The organism is Leifsonia sp. PARNA 1/14 (assembly GCF_055720965.1).
In genome coordinates this window covers 232281-250949 of the sequence record NZ_JBVQSP010000006.1, presented here as the reverse complement: position 1 = coordinate 250949, position 18669 = coordinate 232281, and the positions used below count along the sequence as shown (strand labels likewise).

Genomic DNA, 18669 nt, shown 5'->3' with positions numbered 1-18669 from the left:
AAATTTATCTGCTGTGTTCCATGTTTCCTCCCACTCGGCGACCCTCTCTCGTGCTCTGACCGCGTTGGCGCTGACGCTCACGATGGTCGTCCTCCCAGCAACGGCGGCATCCGCGCTGACCGCGGCCTCGGACGCCGAGCCCGGATTTGCACCGTGCCCCGCCCGAGACGACGTCACCACGTGCGACGCCGACGGAGACGCGATCCCGGATGCGGTCGAGCGCGTCGTGTCCGGCACAGCGACGGGCGCAACGGGTCGAGAGGACAGCGACCGGGACGGCATCCCCGACTGGACCGAGGTCATGGCCTGCGGAGCGCTTCGATGCGCGTCACCCACAACCGACACCGTCGGCGACGGCATCCCGGACTACGCGCGCATCCTGACGTGCGGATCGACGACCTGCTACACGGACAATTCCGACACCAATGGCAACGGCGTTCCGCGATGGGCGAGCGTCGTCATCTGCGGGACGACGACGTGCGCCACCGGCCACGAAGACTACGACGCGGATGGTGTGTCCGACGCCGTCCAACTGGCAGCATGCGTGAAACCGCACGCCGACCTCGCAGCCACCGGCCAGCAGCTGGCCGTGGGCCTCCTCGTTGCACTGAGCGTCGGCTTACTCGCGGTCGGTACAGTGCTGGCGCGCAAGCGCAGCCTGTTCCAGGCGGCTCTGCAGTCGAGCGCGGCCGCCTGATGCGGGGCTGGATCGCGCGCCACCGGCGGGTGGCGCAGGGTGTCGTCGCGTCTGCGGCGATCGTCGGCCTGTCGCTGATGGGCACGGTGACTCCGGCGGAGGCGTCGCCGGCGCAGAAGGCACGCCGCCTCGCTGCGGCGACGCTAGCAGAGGTGCGGGCAGCCGCATCCGCCCAGGACGCGCGAGTGCGCACCGAGACAGAGTCGCCTCGCCCGAAAGTCGAAGGACGCGTACGGCCGGAAAAGTCCTCCTCGGTCTCGTCGGAGGAGCTCGGCGCCGCTGTGACCTTCTCGGGCAACGAAGTGACGTCCGAGCTCCGCGTGACGGTAGGAGCGGCTGCCCCGACGGCACTCCGTGCGGCCCGTTCCGAATTCTCGGGACAGGGCGCGGTGGTCTCCGACCCTGTGGAGATCACCGCGAGAGACGGGGAGGGGAGACCCGTCACGCAGTTTCCGGCGAAAGCCGTCAACACCCGAGGCGGTGGAGACAAGGGTCCGATCGTCTCTGATGTCGTGCCGGGCGTGACGCTGGCGCTCGAGCCCGATCTGGCGTTGGTGGAGGCAGGCGGACTCGACCCGGCGACCCTCCAGGTCTACACGCGGGAGAGCAGCGGTGAACCGTGGACCGCGCTCCCGTCGTACTTCGATGCGAAAGACGGCGTCGTGCGGGCGGAGTGGTCCCATCTGTCGCAGTTCGTCGTCATCGGAATCCCGTTCCCAGTTCCGCGCGGGCCGGTCGTCGTGCTCGACCCGGACAACGACGAAGGTCACGTCTCGACGCCGGCGCCGCCGGTGACCGAGCTCGGATACAACTTCGATCTCGCGACGCGGCTGCAGACGCTGCTCCAGAACGACTGCCGGGCCGATGTCGTCATCACGCGCGACGCCTCGAACCCGATGGTCTCCCGCGAACTGCGCGCGGGCATCGCGGCGGCGCGCAACCCCGATGTGACACTCGGAATCGGTTTCAACACCAACCAGGGCACGGCGTGGGGCGACCCGACCAACGGCGGCTCGCAGGTCTACTCCCGCGGCAGTGCGCTCGACGATGCTGTGTCCGGGTCGCTGGTCGGGGTGATGCCGTCATATACGGGGCGCCCGGCCAAGAACATGGGGAACAACGGCGACTTTCCGGGTGACGAGTTCGCCGGCCTCCCGAACGCCTTCACCCACCTCGAAGCGCTGTTCATGGACCACAACTACGATCGGCCGGTCATCGACGGCGGCATGACGCACATCGCCGATGGCGTACTCACCGGTCTCGGCCTCTATCTGGAGTCCCAGGGTTTCGACTGCTCCGATCCGGTGACGGGCGGCTGGCCGACCCCGCCCACGCAGGCGGAGCTTCAGCGCTGGCGGGATCTCGGCCACCAGAACTACCTCACCTACGGCGGCGACCCCGTCGCGTTCTCGACAGGCAACCTGGTGGAGGACGAGAAGCTCTTCACCCTCCCGGGCCGCGGTGGTCAGTCCACCGATCTCACGCTGACGTACAACTCGCAGGACGGCCGGCTCTCCCGGGTCGGCGCCGGCTGGTCGTTCGCGCTGGGCGCGCGGGCGCAGCGGTTCATCGACGGCAGCGTGCTCGTCGTCCGCGGCGATGGCGCGAGTTACGTGTTCGCCTCCGACGGCCACGGCGGCTACGTCGGCGAGGCAGGACTGCACCAGTCGCTCGCCGAGTCGGGCGACGGCAGCCTGACGCTGACGGCAGCCTCTGGCGAGTCGTGGACGTTTGCCGCCGGTGACGTCGAGGGCATCGGCGAGCTCATCGAGCACCGGGACGCACTCGGCAACATCACCACTTTCGGCTACGGGCCCACGAACCCGGACGTGAACCAGTTCGTCCCGCTCGCCTCGATCACCGACGCCTCCGGCCGGACCATCGACGTGTCATCGGACGCGCTGGGACGGGTGACGGGATTCACCCGCCCTGGCGGTGATCAGTGGAAGCTCGCCTATGACGATGCCGGCGATCTCACCGTGATCACCCTGCCGGACGACCGCACGAAGTCGTTCACCTACGACGGCGAACACCGGCTGCTCACTGCCACGGACCCCACCGGAGCGGTGTACCTGAAGAACGAGTACGACAGTGCAGGACGCGTCGCCAAGCAGTGGGACGTGGAGGGCAACCAGCGCACGTTCGACTACTCGACAGCCGGACAGACGACGTATACCGACAACCTGGGCCGCGCGAGCGTGTTCGCGTTCGACGACAGCAACCGCATCACGAAGGTGACCCACCCGGACGGCACGTCGGCGTCGTTCACCTTCGACGATCAGAACAACGTCACGTCGGCGACCGACGAGAACGGCGAGGAGACCAGGTACGACTACGACGTCGCCGGCAATCTCGTCACCGAGGAGGCGCCAGGCGGTCAGGTCACCCGTTATACGTACACCGCAGCCGGTGATGTGGCGACCAAGACCGATCAGGGCGGGGCGAAGGGAGCCGAGCGCATCTGGTCGTACGACTACGACGCGTCGGGCCGCCTCGTGGGCATCCACCAGCCCGACGGTACGACGATCGCGCAGCGGTACGACGACGCAGGGAACCTCATCGCCACGGAGCAACCCTCTGGCGCTACGACGACGTACGGGTACGACGCTGCGGGCAACCTGACCACCCGTACCGATCCGCTCGGGGGTGTGACGACCTACGCGTACGACGCGGCCGGACGGATGGTGTCGCAGACCGACCCGAACGGTCGTACGGCCTCCTACGCGTGGGACGCCGGCGACCGGCTCGTGACCGTGACCGATCCAGCGGGAGGCGCTACCTCCTACGGCTGGGAGCCGAACGACCATGTCGCGTCGATCACCGACCCGACCGGGGCGGTGTCGACCTTCTCGTGGGACGCGATGTTCCACCTCACGAGCAGCACGAGCCCGACGGGCGGACTCACGGCCTACGCGTATTCGGCGGAGGACGCCCTGGAGTCCGTGACGGATCCTCTCGGCAACACCACCGCCTACCGGACCGACGGGCGCGGCCGGGTGGTCGCCACCACCGACCCGAACGGCGGCGTATGGAGGTCGACCTACGACGCGGTCGGCAACCTCCGTAGCACGACGTCGCCCTCCGGTGCGAAGACCGCCTATCGGTACGACACTCGCGGCAACCTCGTGAAGGAGACCGACGCGACCGGAGCGTCGACCACTTACACGTACGACGCGGTGGATCGTCTGATCGCACGCACGGACGCCGACGGCGTGAAGACGAAGTACGGCTACGATCTCCTCGACCGGATCACCAGCGTCACCGACGGTCTCGGAAAGCGGACCACGCTCGGGTACGACATCGACGGCAACCTGATCGCGGTGACCGATCGAACCGGTGCTGTCACCGCTTATCAGTACGACGCCGCCGGCCGGGTGATCGCTGTGACGACCCCGCTCGGTGAACGGACCTCGTACGGATACGACGCCGCCGGCGTGGTGATCAGCGTGACGGACCCGCTCGGTCGCGCGACCACGTACGAGTACACGCCGCTCGGACGGGTGTCGTCGGTGACGGATGCGGCCGGGGGCGCGACCTCCTACACGTATGACGCGAACGGGCGTCCGCTGACGGTGACGGACGCGAACGGCCACACGACCGCGTACACCTACGATGCGGGCGGAGCACAGACGTCGTCGAGGGATCCGATCGGCGGCGTGACCCGCTACGGCTGGGATCCGGCCGGCAACCAGACGTCACTGACCGATCCCGAGGGCCATCTCACCCGCTACGGCTACGACCCGGCCGGGCAGCTCACCAGTGTGGTCGAGAACGTCACCACGGCGCGCAAAGCGGCTGCCGATGCGAACACGAGATCCACGTACGCCTACGACGAGGAAGGCAACCTCGCGTCGGTCACGGACCCGAACGGCCACACCACCCGGTACACCGTCGACGCCGTCGGCCGGACGACTGCGGAGGTGAACGCGGTCGGGAACACCACGCGCACCGACTACACCCCGGCGGGCCGCGTCGCAGCCGTGATCAACGGCGTCGGCGCGACCACCCGGTACAGCTACGACGAGCGCGGTGACCTCGAGCGTCAGAATCAGGCGGGCGCGGTCGCCAGCTTCGAGTACGACGCCGAGCAGCGTCTGATCGCGATGACGGACCCGACGGGTGTCTCGGGCTGGATCTACGACGACAACGGTCGGGCGACCACGCAGATCGACCAGCGCGGCGGCCGGCTCGCAGCCGCGTTCGACGCGGCCGGCCAGCGGACCTCCCTCACCCTCCCGACCGGTGAGGAGCTCGGCTACACGTACGACAAGGGCGGCCGGATGACGTCGCAGACCTCCCCGTGGGGGGATCTGGCTTACCGATGGGATCCGGTGGGGAATCTGACCGGGCTGTCCCGGTCGACCGGGGTGGTGACGTCGTACTCGTATGATGCGGCCGATCGTGTGACCGGCATCGTTCATCAGACCCCGGAGCCGGCTCAGCCTGCGGTGGCGTCGCAGAACCCGACACCGGTGCCGTTCGCGGCGGCGGATGTCGCGCAGGCATGCACCACGGTGGCCGGGTACCTCGGCGCACGGACGGCTCCCGCTGCCGGCGAGAGCGAGCGGTGCAAACACGCGAACACCTACCTGAAGGGTCGGGCGCTGCCGGTGCCGGCGAATCCGGTCGCGGACGGCGGTGCGCTGGCGTACTCGTATGCGTACGACGCGGACGGGAACGTGACGAAGGCGACCAGGTCGATCCGCGACGGTGAGGGTTCGAAGGCGGGCTCTCGTGTTCGCTCGGTCGGTTACACCTATGACGGGTTGGACCGGTTGGTGTCCTCCACGACCTCGGCGGGCGAGAAGAACGCGTACGCGTACGACCCGGCCGGCAACCGTACGGGCTGGACGCGTTCGGGCGCGAAGGACGGGAACTTCACGCAGTCGGCGTCGTTCTCGGATGCGAACCAGCTCCTCCGTTCGGAGACGGCCGGGTCTGGGCGTGGGGTCGGCGGAGGCGTCGCGAACTACTCGTACGACGGCGCGGGGATGCGGACCTCGCAGTCCGTTGGTGGGGTCGGCACCTCCTTCGCGTATGACCCGACCGGTCGTACCGCGCGGGTCTCCCGCGATGGGCGTTCGACGTCGTATGCCTATGACGGGCTCGGTAGGCAGGCGTCGGTGACGGACCAGACCCGCTTCGGGACGCAGACCACCTCGGCAACGTTCGACGGTGCTGCTGCGGTGCAGCAGTCGGACGAGTTGCACGGTTCGACGAGTCTGTTGCGCGATGCGGCGGGGAACTTGGCCGCCCATGTGGCCGCGTCGGGTGAGGCGACGTGGGATCTGCTGGATGGTCTGGGGTCGGCGGTTGCTGGTGCTGTTGGGTCTGCGATCACGCAGTTGGGTCGGTATGAGGATTGGGGTGATCTGAACCCGGAGACTGACGGGTGGAGTTCCCCGGCCGGGTTCACCGGTCAGCCGCAGGATGCCACGCAGGCGCTGATCCATAACCAGGCGCGCAGCTACGACACGGGGACGGGTTCGTGGACGGCGGCGGACACGTGGGCGGGGTTGCTGGTGCAGCCGCAGAGCCTAGCCCGGTACGGGTACGTGTGGAACAACCCGGCCACCTACCTGGACCCGGACGGTCACCTGTGCGCCAAGCGGGGCCCCGGCGACGCCCTCCCGGTGGGCTGCGGTGCCCCACCGCACCAGGCCTACGAGAACGTGACCATGCCGCCGGCGGCCGCGCCGTATGTACCCGCGAAACCCAGTAAGCCGAAGCCGACCGGGCCGACGTCGCAGGACAAGAGTTCCGAGCGGCACGATTGTCCTGCCGGACAGGGTGTCCATGCAAGTGCCTTCAGAAGCATCCAGTGTTCGACCGACGTCGCGTTGGCAAACGAGGCTGAGATGCTCGACCGTCTTTTCGATTTCCTTGGCTTCATCGGTGCAGTCGCGGGCATCGGCTCGCTTCTCTTTCCATGGCTAGCGCCCATTGCGTTCGTCGCCAGCTCGGCCAGCACGATCTACAACTGCATCAAGGGAGGCGAGAGGCTGGCCAGTTGCATAATCGGGATCATCACGACGCTAGTACCAGGCGGGGGCCAGATCGTTGGCAAACTCATTAGGAAGGACGCGGAAGATTGGGTTGCCGATGCAATCGTTCAAGCGTCCAAGGCTCTTGGCATATCGGGAGATGCGTTTGGCGTCGCGCGAGGCTGGGGATAACTGATGGCGCAAACAAATTGGGAGCAGCGTGAGCTTCTCCCCGGACCCACCACGAAACAATGGGCGCGCGTAGGCATCTGGAGCATTGGGGTAAGCGGTGTCAGTGCCGTAGGCGGTGTCGCCTGCGCGTTGACAATCGTGGCTAGAACGCAAGTTCTGGATCCAGTTACCGCAGCCTTCCTTGCACTGGTGGTTGGCGGCGTCGGCGGCGGCTGGTTCTGCGGCTGGATGTCCGATCGCAAGGAGCGCGCAGAGCTGGCCGCCGGGTACACCACTTCCGCACAGGGCAACAATGAGGTCGTCCGCCTGCACTCCCCCACCGGCGTCGTTATGCGGGAGGCGGGAGAGCCAAACCTCACCAAGCCGCAATGGGAGGCGGCAATGGCGCGTGTCCGTGCGTATGAAGCCTCCATTGGACAGACGAAACCACAGAAGAACGGACGAGAGCATTCGTGAATACTGTTGAGTCAGCGACGACGGACGACCCGTGGGAGTCGTCGATGCTCGACTCGCGCCCTCGGTGGTGGCGCGAGTGGCCGGTTCTGGCTGGAGTGTTTCCCGCTTCCGTCATCGTTGCGGCCGTCACGAGTATTCGGGTGCCGGAATGGTCGTTCTGGCCACTGGTCTTCGTTTCTGCCGCGATATTTGCAACGATGTTCGGTGGTCTGGTCGTATATAGGGCCTTCATCGGTGCACGCTTCCGGCGCGTCAGAACGCTCCGGCCTGATGCGCTGGTGTTCGAGGCCACACGCTGTCCGCAGGCCGATGCGGTGGTTCGCGGGTTGAGCACCTCCAGGGCTCGACCGGCCTACTGGTCGGTGATCGCCGTGGATGCGACCGGTTTGTACTGGTACCTGGGCGATCCTGGACTCTCTGACTGCGTGTTCATCTCAGGGGGCGACATCGTGGGCGTGAAGCCGACGTCCGCGCTGGTTCGCGACGGCTACGGGGGCAGACGCCTTCCAGCGATCCTCGTCGAGGTCGGCGGTTCAGAGCCTTGGAGCGTGCCGATCGTGCCCCGCTCGGTGCGATGGAATGCCCCGTTCCGGTACGCCGCTTCAGCAACAGATCGAGACCTGTTGTTGACGCGACTTCGGCGGCGGCTGGACGTCCGAGAGGTAAGCGCTCCGTGAGGCGCAGAAGACGTGGCGCCCAGATAGCTCTCAGCTGCTCCAACGCCCGAGAGGCTGTCCCGCCCTGCCGAACTCAAACTCAAGGACCACCAATGCTGCCCCTGCGACCCGCCCGCCATCTCCGTTGGGCAGCAACAGCCACCATGCTGCCCGGCGTCGTCACCGCCGGGCTGAGTGGGTGCACTCCACCCGTTGACGGCCGCCCCACGCAGATTGTCGCCAACCGCAAAACGGCCTGTGTCCAGCTGGGCAAGTTGTTGTAACGGCCCCGACATTAGTCCGCCTCTTCACGAGATTGGCGGCGACGAGAGAGGCAGGACATCGGTGGGAGGGGCGGAATGGGAAGTCTGGTCACGGAGATACGGGTGGAGTTGAGGTTGTTCTTGCGCAGGACCGAGGCGCCAGTCGCCGTTGTCTGGGCGGCGCTGGGCTTGATAACCCTTGCTGCCGTCAATGCAGTCATCATTGCGGTCACAACCGTGACCTTTGATTGGGTTGGTTACGTTCACTCGCTAGGTCGGGAAGCGGCGATCCGGGACGCTAGTTGGAACGCCGTTGTCGGTCTTGCTTTGATGCAGGCTGTGTGCTTTCGCGCGATGGCTGTCGGCGTGTTGGTGGCGTTCCCGGTTAATGCGGCCCTCCGAACTCTCCATAGGGCACGTTGGGGATGGGCGGCGGGTGCGTTCATCCTGCTGAGTTGGATTGGTGGTTGGCCGTACTTCGGACTGTGGGTAGTCCCGGGTTCTATCCTCAGCATTGCGGTCGTAATCCTGCTTCTCAGCCCTTCGGCGCGGGGATTTGTGCGGCCCTCGCCATCGCCCGTGCGGCTTCGTACCCGGCATTTCGGCAGCGCTGTGGTGTTGTTGATCGGATTCGGCTTTCTTGGCGGCCACAACTATTACCTCAAGCGCGCCTGGGCTGGCGTGATCCAGCTTGGACTTTTGCTCTTTGGAACAATTGCGTGGGGCGGTCTCATTTCGTGGGCGACCTTGGGAGGCTTGGCTGCCACGCTAGTAGTTGACGCCTTTCATCTACGTGAACGCGTGGCCGAGCTCAATTCACGATACGGATCGCCTGTCCGGCGGAGGCGAGGCTGAGCGAAATGCGAGCAATCCGACGAGCTTCGCACACACTCGGCATCTCTGGCGACGCGTTCAGCGTAGCTCAGGGTTTGGGGTGAGGAGGCCTGGGAAAGAAGAGAACTCGTACGCGTGCGACGGGGCGGGCAACCGTACCGGCTGGACGCGTTCGGGCGCGAAGGACGGGAACTTCACGCAGTCGGCGTCGTTCTCGGATGCGAACCAGCTCCTCCGTTCGGAGGCGGCCGGGTCTGGGCGTGGGGTCGGCGGAGGCGTCGCGAACTACTCGTATGACGGCGCGGGGATGCGGACCTCGCAGTCCGTGGGCGGGTCGGCACCTCCTTCGCGTATGACCCGACCGGTCGCACGGCGTGAAAGCTGTGGTCCACGCGCTAGGTGCCTCCGGAAATGCATTCGGCCTAGTTGTCGGCGGAGGTGATCTCTATCTCGAACTCCAGGGGTAGTCATCTCGTCGCACCGAAGCAGGTGTCAGGGCCTAGTGCACTGAGGTTGCAGTCTGATTGCCTAGTCGCTTCATGCATTTGCCTCCTCGGCCTGGTGCCCGGAGTGGTGGCTGTGGTTGCTCACGCTTCCGAGACACTCAAGATCGTGGTCGTCTGGGTGATGTTGCTGAGCTTCTTCGCAATGCTCGCAACACTCGGTGCGTGGGTTTTCGTCATTTGGCGCGAGGCTCGCGCCGGCTACACCACCTTGCGGAACCAGTTGCGTCACCTACCGCAGCTCGATCACCGTTCGGGACGCGTCGTTCGTGAGGCCGGTGAGGCTTTCCTTCCACCGAGTCGAAAGAGAGCTCGATGACGGACGCTGCTCTTGTTGCAGCCGGTGGTGGCTTTCTTGTCGTGTTCGGGTTGGCTTTATGGGCGTACTACGTGGTTCTGAAGCGGCTGCTCCGTGGTCAGCATGCGGTCATCTCCGCTCAGATTCCTGACGCCATCATTACTCCGTGCTCCGCTGCATTCGTCACGCGTCTGGCCCTGCAGCGGATTGGCAAAGCTGCAGGAGCCTCTATCGGCTCGCCTGGACCTGCCTATTCCGTCGCGGCGTCGCCCGGGCACCTTCGCGTTTTTCGCGGACGGGCCGCCACGGTCATCGCGGATTTTGAGACAGCTCAGATTGCTGATGTTCGAGTAGGCACCACATCGTTCCTATTGGCCGAATTCACGACGCTCTTCGTCGGTATCAGGGCGGCCGGGACGACGTATGAGCTTCCCATTCGGGTCAATGGTCCGCACCCGACGTCGATATATACGGCACGAAGAGAATGGGCAGCCGACCGCGGCAACGCCATGTTGAGGCTCATCGGGGTCCTCACGTGACCGAGTTCCCCTGCGCGAGCTTGGGGATAACTGATGGCGCAAACAAATTGGGAGTAGCGTGAGCTTCTTCCCGACCCACCACGAAACAGTGCAAGTGACCCATCACAGGAGACGCAGCCGAGCCGAGTTCGATCGTTGCGTCAATAAGGGCCCCCGAAGGGCACGTAAACGCCCCTATTCCGCGGTTTTAGGGGCGTTTACGTGCCCCTCGGCTGAGGCCGGCCGCGCGTACTCCTGCACCACGCCTCCCACCGCAGCCAGGATCATGCCGACCCCGCGGTATGCGGCACGCGACCCGCGGGCCTGGTGCACCTCCGACCGTGTCACGACGCCGAGCGCACAGCGCAGCACACCGCCCGCGACCCGCACGGCACCGCCGACCACCGACGCCGCCCGCGCAGCAACCGCGCGCAGCGGGCTGCCCGCGAGCCGGATGCGCACCACGGCCGCCGAGTTGCCGTGGCTCAGCGCTCGCCGCAGCACCCACCGGCGGCTGATCCGGGAGGCCGGCACCAGATCGGTCACCACCGACTCCGCGCACCAGACCAGCCGGTAGCCGCGCGCGGCGAGCTGGCTGGTGAACAGGGTGTCCTCGCCGCCGCTGAGACCCAGGTCGAGTGCGAACCGGAGGCCGCTCTCGCGCACCTGGTCGACGTCGAGCAGCACGTTGTTCGACGCCGACACCGTGAGCGACGTGCCGGTCGGCCAGCTGCGGCGCACAAAGAAGCGTCCGGCCAGGATCCACGACGAGGGCTGCACCTCGTACTCGGGGTCGACCCAGCCCTGGACGAGCGCCGCGCCGGTTTCGCGCTGCACGCGCACCAGTTCGCGCAGCCAGCCGGGGTGCGGCCGCTCGTCGTCGTCGATGAATGCGAGCAGCCGCGCGCCGGCAGCCTCGTCGAGAGCGCGGTTGCGGGCGGCCGCGATTCCGGGTTGCGGCTCGTGGGCGTAGCGGAGAACGATGGGCACGGCACCGGCCGCGGCCTGCGCGGCCGCCGCCTCCACGACATCGCGGGCGCTGCCGTCGGGGTCGTTGTCGATCGCCACGATCTCGGTCCGCGTCGCCTCCGTCGCGTCGAGTTCTCGCGCCTGCTCGATGAGCAGGGGGAGGAGCGCCGAAAGCTTCTCGGGACGGCGGAACGTCGGCACGGCGATGGTGACGGGGACGCGCTGCTCGGCCATGGAGGGTCCTCACGGGCTTCGGTGGGTCTCCATGCTCACACAGGTATAGGCTTCACGCCAGCGTGGCGAGCGGGAGGAGACTCGATGGCGGGGGCCGGCGACGGGGAGGGGCGCGAGCGCTTCGCCGGGCTTGCGGTCGTGGTCGTCGGCTATGGTTCGTCCGGCCTCCTGAGCGCCAACCTCGCGCCGCTGACCCGCACCCTCCCGGGTGCGATCGCGGTCGTGGTCGACAACCGCACGACCGATGACGAGCGCGACCGGATGCGGGCGCTCGCCGCGGCCGAAGACTGGCTGCTGGTCGAGCCCGACGCCAACCTCGGCTTCGGCCCGGGGATGAACGCCGGCGCGGCAGCCGCACTGGAGGCCGGCGCCGACGCGCTGCTGCTGCTCAACCCCGACGCCACCATCGAGCCCGACGAGGTGGCGACGCTGCTCGCCGTCGTGCGGGCGGACCCGGAGGCGCTCGTCGCGCCGCGCATCCTGCGCCCCGACGGCAGCGTCTGGTTCGACGGCTCCGACCTCCACCTCGGTGACGGCCGGATCTCGGCGACGCGCAAGCGTGCCGAGCTGGGGGTGCGCGACGCCGAGCTCTGGTTGAGCGGCGCCTGCCTGCTGCTGTCGAGCGCGCTCTGGCAGCGCGTCGGCGGCTTCGGCGACGGGTACTTCCTGTACTGGGAGGACGTGGAGCTGTCGTACCGGGCGCGGCGGGCGGGCGCGCGCGTGCTCGTGGTCCCGGAGGCGACTGCGGTGCACGCCGAGGGCGGCACCCAAGGCGAGGGCCACGAGCGCAGCGGTGAGGCGAAGTCGGAGACCTACTACTACTTCAACATCCGCAACCGGCTGGTGTTCGCCGCGCGCAACCTCGACTCTTCGAGCGTGCGGCGCTGGCGTCGGGCGAGCCTCCCGATCGCCTACGAGGTGCTGCTGCAGGGCGGCCGCCGCCAGTTCCTGCGGCCGGTCGTGCCGCTGCGGGCCGCGTTCCGCGGGGTGCGCGACGGTCTGCGCCTGTCGCGCCGAACGTGAACGCCCCCCTAACGGGGGAGCAACAATTGAGGATTTCTCGTCATAGACTGGGCGGGCAACAGAGACCCGACCCTGATGCTCCCGACAGCCCCTCCGACGAGGAACTCGCCCCCGTCCGACCGGCTGTCCCGCTCGTCGCGTCGGGCCACCCGAGACGACCGACGAGAACGAGAGAAGTCCGATGCACAGTGGGGGAACTGAGCTCAGCATCGCGCTGGTGGGCACGCGCGGCGTCCCGGCCCGCTACGGCGGGTTCGAGACCTGCGTCGACGAGGTCGGCACCCGGCTCGCCGAACGCGGCCACCGCGTCCGCGTGTACTGCCGGTCGCAGGAGGCCGACCGCCAGGCGGCGTACCACGGCATGGAGCTCGTCCATCGCGGCGCCGTGCACCGCCGCTCCCTCGAGACGCTCAGCCACAGCGGGCTCTCCGTCGCGCACCTGATGACCCACCGCACCGACGTCGCCATCGTCTTCAATGCGGCGAACTCCCCGTACCTCCCGCTGATCCGCGCGGCGCGCATCCCGGTCGCCACCCACGTCGACGGCCTCGAGTGGAGGCGCGACAAGTGGAAGGGCGCCGGCCGCCGGTACTACCGGATGGCGGAGTCGGCCGCCGTCCGCTGGTCGGACGCCCTCATCGCCGACGCGCAGGGCATCGCCGACTACTACCGCGACGAGTTCCACGCCGACACCCGGCTCATCGCCTACGGGGCGCCGCACGTCGCCGGCGGCGACGACCTCCTCGCCACGGCGGACCTGGCCCCGCGCGGCTACCACCTCGTGGTCGCCCGCTTCGAGCCGGAGAACCACGTGCACACCATCGTCGACGGTTACCGGCGCAGCAAGGCGATCCTCCCGCTCGTGGTGGTCGGATCGGCACCGTACGCCGACGAGTACACCGCGCGGGTGCACGCGCTCGCCGACGACCGCGTGCGATTCCTCGGCGGCGTCTGGGACCAGCAGCTGCTCGACCAGCTCTACGCCAACGCCCGCACCTACCTGCACGGCCACTCGGTGGGCGGCACCAACCCGTCGCTGCTGCGCGCGATCGGCGCCGGAACGCCGACGATCGCCTACGACGTCGTGTTCAACCGCGAGGTGCTCGGGCAGGCCGGCGCCTACTTCGACACGGAGGACGAGCTCGCCCGGCGACTGGAGGACGCGGAGGCCGTCGCTGACGACACCGCGCTGCGCGACGAGACCCGGGCGCGCTCCCTCGCCTACGACTGGGACGACGTCGCCGACCGCTACGAGTCCCTCTGCCACGACCTGGCCGACCACGTGCAGGTGCGCACGCACCGGCCCTTCACCACGCAGCGCGTCGGCGCGGAGCCGTCGCGGACGCGCAAGGCGAAAGCCGCGAGCGCCGCAACCACTCCTACAGAGACGGCGCGGCCATGAGCGGCTCCGCGATCGACAGCCCGGCCCCCGCGCCGCGGGAGTCGTACGGCTCGGTGCTCCGGAGGCTGTCCGCGGCGCAGAAGCCGGCCGCCCGCAGCGCGCCCGCCTACTCCCGTTACGTCAACCGCCGCCTCGGGCGGTACATCACGGCGTGGGCGTACCTTGCCCGCTTGACGCCGAACGCGGTCACTGCGATCAGCGCGGTGTGGACGTTCGCCGCCATCGTCCTCCTGATCGTTCTGCCGGCGTCGTGGGGCCTCGGCATCGCCGTCGCGGTCCTCCTGCTCGTCGGCTACGCGTTCGACAGCGCGGACGGGCAGCTCTCCCGGCTCACCGGGAGCAGCAGCCCGGCGGGCGAGTGGCTCGACCACATGGTCGACGCCACCAAAGTGGTCAGCATGCCGCTCGCGCTGCTCGTCGGCTTCTACCTGCACCGCACGGTCGCCGTCGGCTGGCTCGTGGTGCCCCTGATCTCCGCCGTGGTGGCGTCGGTGCTGTTCTTCGGGATGATCCTGACCGAGCAGCTGCGACGCCGTTCCGGAGCGGTGCCGCTGGCGGAGGACCTCCCCGGACGGCCGTCCTGGCTGCGCGCCGTGCTGGTGCTGCCGATGGACTACGGGGTGCTGTGCGTCTCGTTCATCCTGCTGGGCTGGCTGCCCGGCTTCCTCGTGGTGTACACGCTCATCGTGATCGCCACCGCACTCTTCCTCCTGGCCGCCGCGGTCAGGTGGTTCCGCGAGCTCCGCACCGAAGGGAGTCCATCATGACGCAGGGACACGAGCCGGAGGACACGCCTGGCGTCGCCGAGCCCTCCTCCCGGAACGCAGCGGGCTCGAAGCGACGGCGCGGCTGGCTCATCGCCGGCGGCAGTGTCGTCGCCGCCGCCATCGTCGCGGCGATCGTCGTCGCGGCGATCCACGGCGCGACCCCGCAGCCCGGCAAGGGCGTCGCGAACGCGCTCGACCCGGCCGCGTCGCAGCTGCCGCGGCCCACGGACGCCCCGGCCGCGTCGCCGACCCCCGGCGCGACGGGCGCGCCGTCCACGCCCGCGCCGGAAACCGCCGCGCCGAAAGCGGGCAGCGGCAAGCTCGACTCCCGTTACGGCGGCGTCGTCGCGAGCACCGCAGAGGTGTCGCAGAACGTCAAGACCCCCGGCGGCCTGACGGCCAACGTGACGTCGGTGGAGGCCTACACCGCCACCGCCACGCGCCCGGGCGAGGTCAGCGGGCCGGCCGTCAAGGTCACGCTGAAGCTCGTCAACGACACCGGAGCGGACGTCCCGGTCTCGACAGCGACGGTCAACGCGTACTACGGCTCGGCCTCCACCCCGGCCTCCTCGGTCGAGGGCGACAGCGCAGCGAAGCCGTTCACCGGCACCCTGAAGCCCGGCGCGACGGCGACCGCGGTCTACGTCTTCACGGTGCCCGCCGCCGACTCCGGCGACGTCACCCTCACGCTCAGCGACCAGGCGGGTGCGCAGCTCGTGGTCTTCAAGTGACGCCTGTGGGCGCGAAACGACTGGCAGAGGGGACGGCGATCGAGCCTAGGATGTCCTCGACACCGCGTGTCGGCTGCAGGGGGCCGGTGCCACGGAACGAGCGGGAGGGGTTCCGATGAACTCCAAGAAGTACGGACAGGCGTTCCGGCGGTTCTGGTACGTCGTGGTGATCGCCACGATCGTCGGCGCCATCGCCGGGTACGGGCTCTCGCAGCTGGCCACGCCGGTCTACACCGCGACCTCCTCGCTGTACTTCTCGCTGAGCTTCGCCGGCACCGCGACCGATCTGAGCCAGGGCGCCACCTACACGCAGAACCAGATGCTCTCGTTCGCGCAGCTGGCCGAGTCGCCGGCGGTCCTCCAGCCGGTGATCGACGACCTGAACCTCGCCGAGACGCCGAACCAGCTCGCGAACGCGATCACGGTGAGCACCCCGCAGAACACGGTGATCCTCCAGATCGCCGTCGCGGACACCAGCCCGAAGCAGGCGGCCGCCATCGCGAACGCCGTCGCCGCGAACCTCAGCAGTACAGTCGAGCAGATCGCGCCGAAGGGCGCGACGGGCAAGACGACCGTGACGGTCCGCGTCATCGCGCGCGCCGCCGTTCCGCAGTTCGCGTCGGCGCCCAACACCCGGCTCAACGTGCTCTCCGGCCTCCTGCTCGGCCTCATCGTCGGCGCCCTGATCGTCGTACTGCGCGAGACGTTCGACACGCGCGTCCACAACGCCGAGACTGCCGTGGAGGTGGCCAAGGCCCCGCTCGTCGGCTCCATCCCGCGGGAGCGCGGCAGCCACCCAGGACTCGTGCTCGTCGAAGCGCCGCTCTCGGTCGGCGCGGAGGCGTACCGGCAACTGCGCTCGAACCTCGAGTTCGTCACGCTGGGCTCCCCGAACCGTGCCATCGTCGTGACCTCGTCGGTGCCGGGCGAGGGCAAGTCGATGATCTCGTCGAACGTCGCGCTGGCGCTCGCCGAGACCGGACAGCGCGTGCTGCTGATCGATGCCGACCTGCGCCGGCCGACGATCGCGTCGTACAGCGGGCTCGCCGGCGGTGCCGGCCTGACGTCGGTGCTGGCCGGCCGGGCGGAGTTCGACGAGGTCGTGCAGCACTGGGGCGAGGGCGACCTCCACGTGCTGGCGGCCGGGCCGATCCCCCCGAACCCGAGCGAACTGCTCTCGTCGCGCAAGATGGCCGACCTGGTGGCCCGGCTGCGCACCGAGTACGACACCGTGGTGATCGACACGGCGCCGCTCGGCTCCGTCGCCGACGCCTCCATCCTGGCGCGCCAGGTCGACGGAGCGCTGGTCGTGGTCGACCGCACGCAGGTGCGCAGGCAGCAACTCGCCCAGACGATGGACTCGCTCGAGAAGTCGGGTGCCGCAGTTCTCGGCATCGTGCTCAACCGCATCCACACGCGCGCGCAGCGCGGCGCGTACTACGTGACCGAGACGCCGTCGCGGCGCATCGGCCTTCCCGCGCGCAAGAGCGGCGAGCACGAGGCGGCCAAGTCGCCGGTGGAGCGGACGAAGGACTCGCGTACGAAGCCGACGCAGCCGGACGACGAGCAGCTCGAGCCGGCCGCGGTCGACGAACCCGACGTCGTGGAGGTCGCCTCCGACACGGCGCCCGAGCCCGAGCCTGCCTCGGACCGCGCCCGCTCGACCTCCTGAGGCCGACACATTCGTCACGAATCGCGACATTCGTGCCACGAATGTCGGCATTCGTCACGAATCTTGCTTCTGCGAACCCTACGCATTCGTCACGAATGTGCGTGGAGGTCAGCGCAGCGGCGCGAGCGACGCGGTGGGTTGGTCGGCGCGCTTCGGGATGCCCATGACGCCGATCTTCATCGCCTCGGGCATCAGCTGAGATGTCGCGGCGAGGCCGGCGACGAACCACACGAAGATCGAGTACTGCGTGATGAGCGCCACCGTGGCGAAGGCCGGGATCTGCGCGACCAGAGCGACGGTCGCCGCCGTCGCCTTGCCGCGCAGCACCAGCAGCACGCCGAACACCAGCGCCACGACGACGGCGGCGAGCACGATCACGCCGTTGGTCAGCCCGGTGAGGATGAGCTGGCTGTCGATCGATCGGAAGTTGCCGAAGTACAGCGTGCCCGCCGAGTTCTTCTCGGCCGAGCTCGCCACCCCGATCGGGTTCATCGTGCCGAAGAGCTGGGTGAGGTCGCCGCGGTAGTCGGCGCTGTCTGTGGCCTCCGAGCCGGCGTCGTCGAAGACCGAGATGACCAGAGGGAACAGCGCGGCGGACGCGATGACGACGATCGTGACGAGCGTGATCCGCGCGCGCCGGGAGATCGCATCGCGCATGAACAGGATGGAGAGCATCACACCGAGCAGTGCGCACACCATCCCGATGCGGCTGAACGTGAAGACCGTCGCGACCAGCATCGTCAGGGTCATCCCGACGCGGATCCAGAATCGGAACGGCGACGCCAGCGTGATCGGGATCGCCATCGCGAGGCTCGCGCCCAGGGCGATCGAGTGCCCGAACGCGCCCTCGGCACGGGGGACGCCTCCCCGGGACTGGATGGAGCCCCAGGCGGCGTAGAGCGAGTTCGGCGCCTTGACCAGCACGAACGGGTTGAAGTGCGTGAGGCCCTCCACGATCGCCAGCAGCGCGACGAGCGTGAAGCAGACCGCGATCGCGCCGTGGATCCAGAGCGGGTCCACCTTCAGGGGCGCCACCCGGCCGACGATGTAGCCGGCGACGAAGTAGGTGACCACGATGATCGCGGCACCCAGCGCGATACCCGCGTTTCCGGTGAACAGCGAGCAGATCGCGCAGACGACGACCAGCGTCATCAGGCCGTCCAGCCAGCTCAGCCGGAAACGGCGGACCGGCAGCAGCGCGGCCACGACGAGGAACGCGGCGGCCGTCGCGGGCGGGAGGTAGTAGTTGCCGTTGAAGCCGACCCCGAAGCCCAGCCAGATCGGCACGAAGCAGATCGAGACGATCCAGGAGGCCACGGCCAGCTTGGGGTACCGGCGCAGCACCACGAAGCCGAGGGCCGCCACCGCGACCGCCACGGCGAGCAGCAGCGTCTTGTCGACCGAAGGAGCATCGAGCGGGCCGCTCGCGAGCAGGCCATTGGCGAGTGTGGGCACGACGCACCCCCTCCC

13 protein-coding genes are annotated in these 18669 nt (G+C 68.4%); 11 read left to right on the top strand and 2 right to left on the bottom strand.

Annotation, left to right across the window (positions count from 1 at the left end):
- The first annotated feature begins 13 nt into the window (after positions 1-13).
- From AC0HS0_RS16830 to AC0HS0_RS16805, 6 genes are all read left to right on the top strand, one after another.
- Complete coding sequence (locus AC0HS0_RS16830; RefSeq protein WP_472965287.1) at positions 14-697, top strand: hypothetical protein; 684 nt, start codon at positions 14-16, stop codon at positions 695-697.
- A complete protein-coding gene (locus AC0HS0_RS16825) occupies positions 697-6873 on the top strand; it encodes an RHS repeat-associated core domain-containing protein (RefSeq protein ID WP_472965286.1) in 6177 nt (2058 codons plus the stop codon). Before AC0HS0_RS16830 ends, AC0HS0_RS16825 begins: the two co-directional genes overlap by 1 nt.
- A gap of 3 nt (positions 6874-6876) precedes the next feature.
- Entirely contained in the window at positions 6877-7329 is a 453-nt protein-coding gene (locus AC0HS0_RS16820; protein ID WP_472965285.1) for a hypothetical protein, read from the top strand.
- A gap of 44 nt (positions 7330-7373) precedes the next feature.
- A complete protein-coding gene (locus AC0HS0_RS16815) occupies positions 7374-8006 on the top strand; it encodes a hypothetical protein (RefSeq protein WP_472965284.1) in 633 nt (210 codons plus the stop codon).
- Between the two features lie 338 nt (positions 8007-8344).
- Positions 8345-9103 (top strand): TM2 domain-containing protein, encoded by a 759-nt coding sequence (locus AC0HS0_RS16810; RefSeq protein WP_472965283.1) that lies wholly within the window; start codon positions 8345-8347, stop codon positions 9101-9103.
- 797 nt (positions 9104-9900) lie between these two features.
- Complete coding sequence (locus tag AC0HS0_RS16805; protein ID WP_472965282.1) at positions 9901-10422, top strand: hypothetical protein; 522 nt, start codon at positions 9901-9903, stop codon at positions 10420-10422.
- Between the two features lie 174 nt (positions 10423-10596).
- On the opposite strand, the gene AC0HS0_RS16800 is transcribed toward AC0HS0_RS16805, so the two are convergent.
- Positions 10597-11604, bottom strand: a complete 1008-nt coding sequence (locus AC0HS0_RS16800; protein WP_472965281.1) for a glycosyltransferase family 2 protein — start codon at positions 11602-11604, stop codon at positions 10597-10599.
- Between the two features lie 84 nt (positions 11605-11688).
- On the opposite strand from AC0HS0_RS16800, the gene AC0HS0_RS16795 reads away from it, so the two are divergent.
- From AC0HS0_RS16795 to AC0HS0_RS16775, 5 genes are all read left to right on the top strand, one after another.
- A complete protein-coding gene (locus AC0HS0_RS16795) occupies positions 11689-12627 on the top strand; it encodes a glycosyltransferase (RefSeq protein WP_472965280.1) in 939 nt (312 codons plus the stop codon).
- Between the two features lie 181 nt (positions 12628-12808).
- Positions 12809-14029 (top strand): DUF1972 domain-containing protein, encoded by a 1221-nt coding sequence (locus AC0HS0_RS16790; RefSeq protein WP_472965279.1) that lies wholly within the window; start codon positions 12809-12811, stop codon positions 14027-14029.
- Positions 14026-14796, top strand: a complete 771-nt coding sequence (locus AC0HS0_RS16785; protein WP_472965278.1) for a CDP-alcohol phosphatidyltransferase family protein — start codon at positions 14026-14028, stop codon at positions 14794-14796. The genes AC0HS0_RS16790 and AC0HS0_RS16785 overlap by 4 nt, the downstream gene beginning before the upstream one ends.
- Positions 14793-15527, top strand: a complete 735-nt coding sequence (locus tag AC0HS0_RS16780; protein ID WP_472965277.1) for a hypothetical protein — start codon at positions 14793-14795, stop codon at positions 15525-15527. The genes AC0HS0_RS16785 and AC0HS0_RS16780 overlap by 4 nt, the downstream gene beginning before the upstream one ends.
- A gap of 115 nt (positions 15528-15642) precedes the next feature.
- Positions 15643-17199 (top strand): tyrosine-protein kinase domain-containing protein, encoded by a 1557-nt coding sequence (locus AC0HS0_RS16775; RefSeq protein WP_472965276.1) that lies wholly within the window; start codon positions 15643-15645, stop codon positions 17197-17199.
- A gap of 108 nt (positions 17200-17307) precedes the next feature.
- Here the strand turns inward: AC0HS0_RS16775 and AC0HS0_RS16770 are convergent, their stop codons facing one another.
- Positions 17308-18654 carry a hypothetical protein gene (locus AC0HS0_RS16770; RefSeq protein ID WP_472965275.1) on the bottom strand — a complete coding sequence of 449 codons (1347 nt, stop codon included), beginning with the start codon at positions 18652-18654 and terminating at the stop codon, positions 17308-17310.
- Positions 18655-18669: the final 15 nt, after the last annotated feature.

Coding starts and splice junctions, on each gene's coding strand:
- AC0HS0_RS16825 (WP_472965286.1), top strand. CDS start 697: ATGCGGGGCTGGATCGCGCGCCACCGGCGGGTGGCGCAGGGTGTCGTC.
- AC0HS0_RS16810 (WP_472965283.1), top strand. CDS start 8,345: ATGGGAAGTCTGGTCACGGAGATACGGGTGGAGTTGAGGTTGTTCTTG.
- AC0HS0_RS16775 (WP_472965276.1), top strand. CDS start 15,643: ATGAACTCCAAGAAGTACGGACAGGCGTTCCGGCGGTTCTGGTACGTC.
- AC0HS0_RS16800 (WP_472965281.1), bottom strand. CDS start 11,604: ATGGCCGAGCAGCGCGTCCCCGTCACCATCGCCGTGCCGACGTTCCGC.
- AC0HS0_RS16805 (WP_472965282.1), top strand. CDS start 9,901: ATGACGGACGCTGCTCTTGTTGCAGCCGGTGGTGGCTTTCTTGTCGTG.
- AC0HS0_RS16780 (WP_472965277.1), top strand. CDS start 14,793: ATGACGCAGGGACACGAGCCGGAGGACACGCCTGGCGTCGCCGAGCCC.
- AC0HS0_RS16790 (WP_472965279.1), top strand. CDS start 12,809: ATGCACAGTGGGGGAACTGAGCTCAGCATCGCGCTGGTGGGCACGCGC.
- AC0HS0_RS16820 (WP_472965285.1), top strand. CDS start 6,877: ATGGCGCAAACAAATTGGGAGCAGCGTGAGCTTCTCCCCGGACCCACC.
- AC0HS0_RS16785 (WP_472965278.1), top strand. CDS start 14,026: ATGAGCGGCTCCGCGATCGACAGCCCGGCCCCCGCGCCGCGGGAGTCG.
- AC0HS0_RS16815 (WP_472965284.1), top strand. CDS start 7,374: ATGCTCGACTCGCGCCCTCGGTGGTGGCGCGAGTGGCCGGTTCTGGCT.
- AC0HS0_RS16795 (WP_472965280.1), top strand. CDS start 11,689: ATGGCGGGGGCCGGCGACGGGGAGGGGCGCGAGCGCTTCGCCGGGCTT.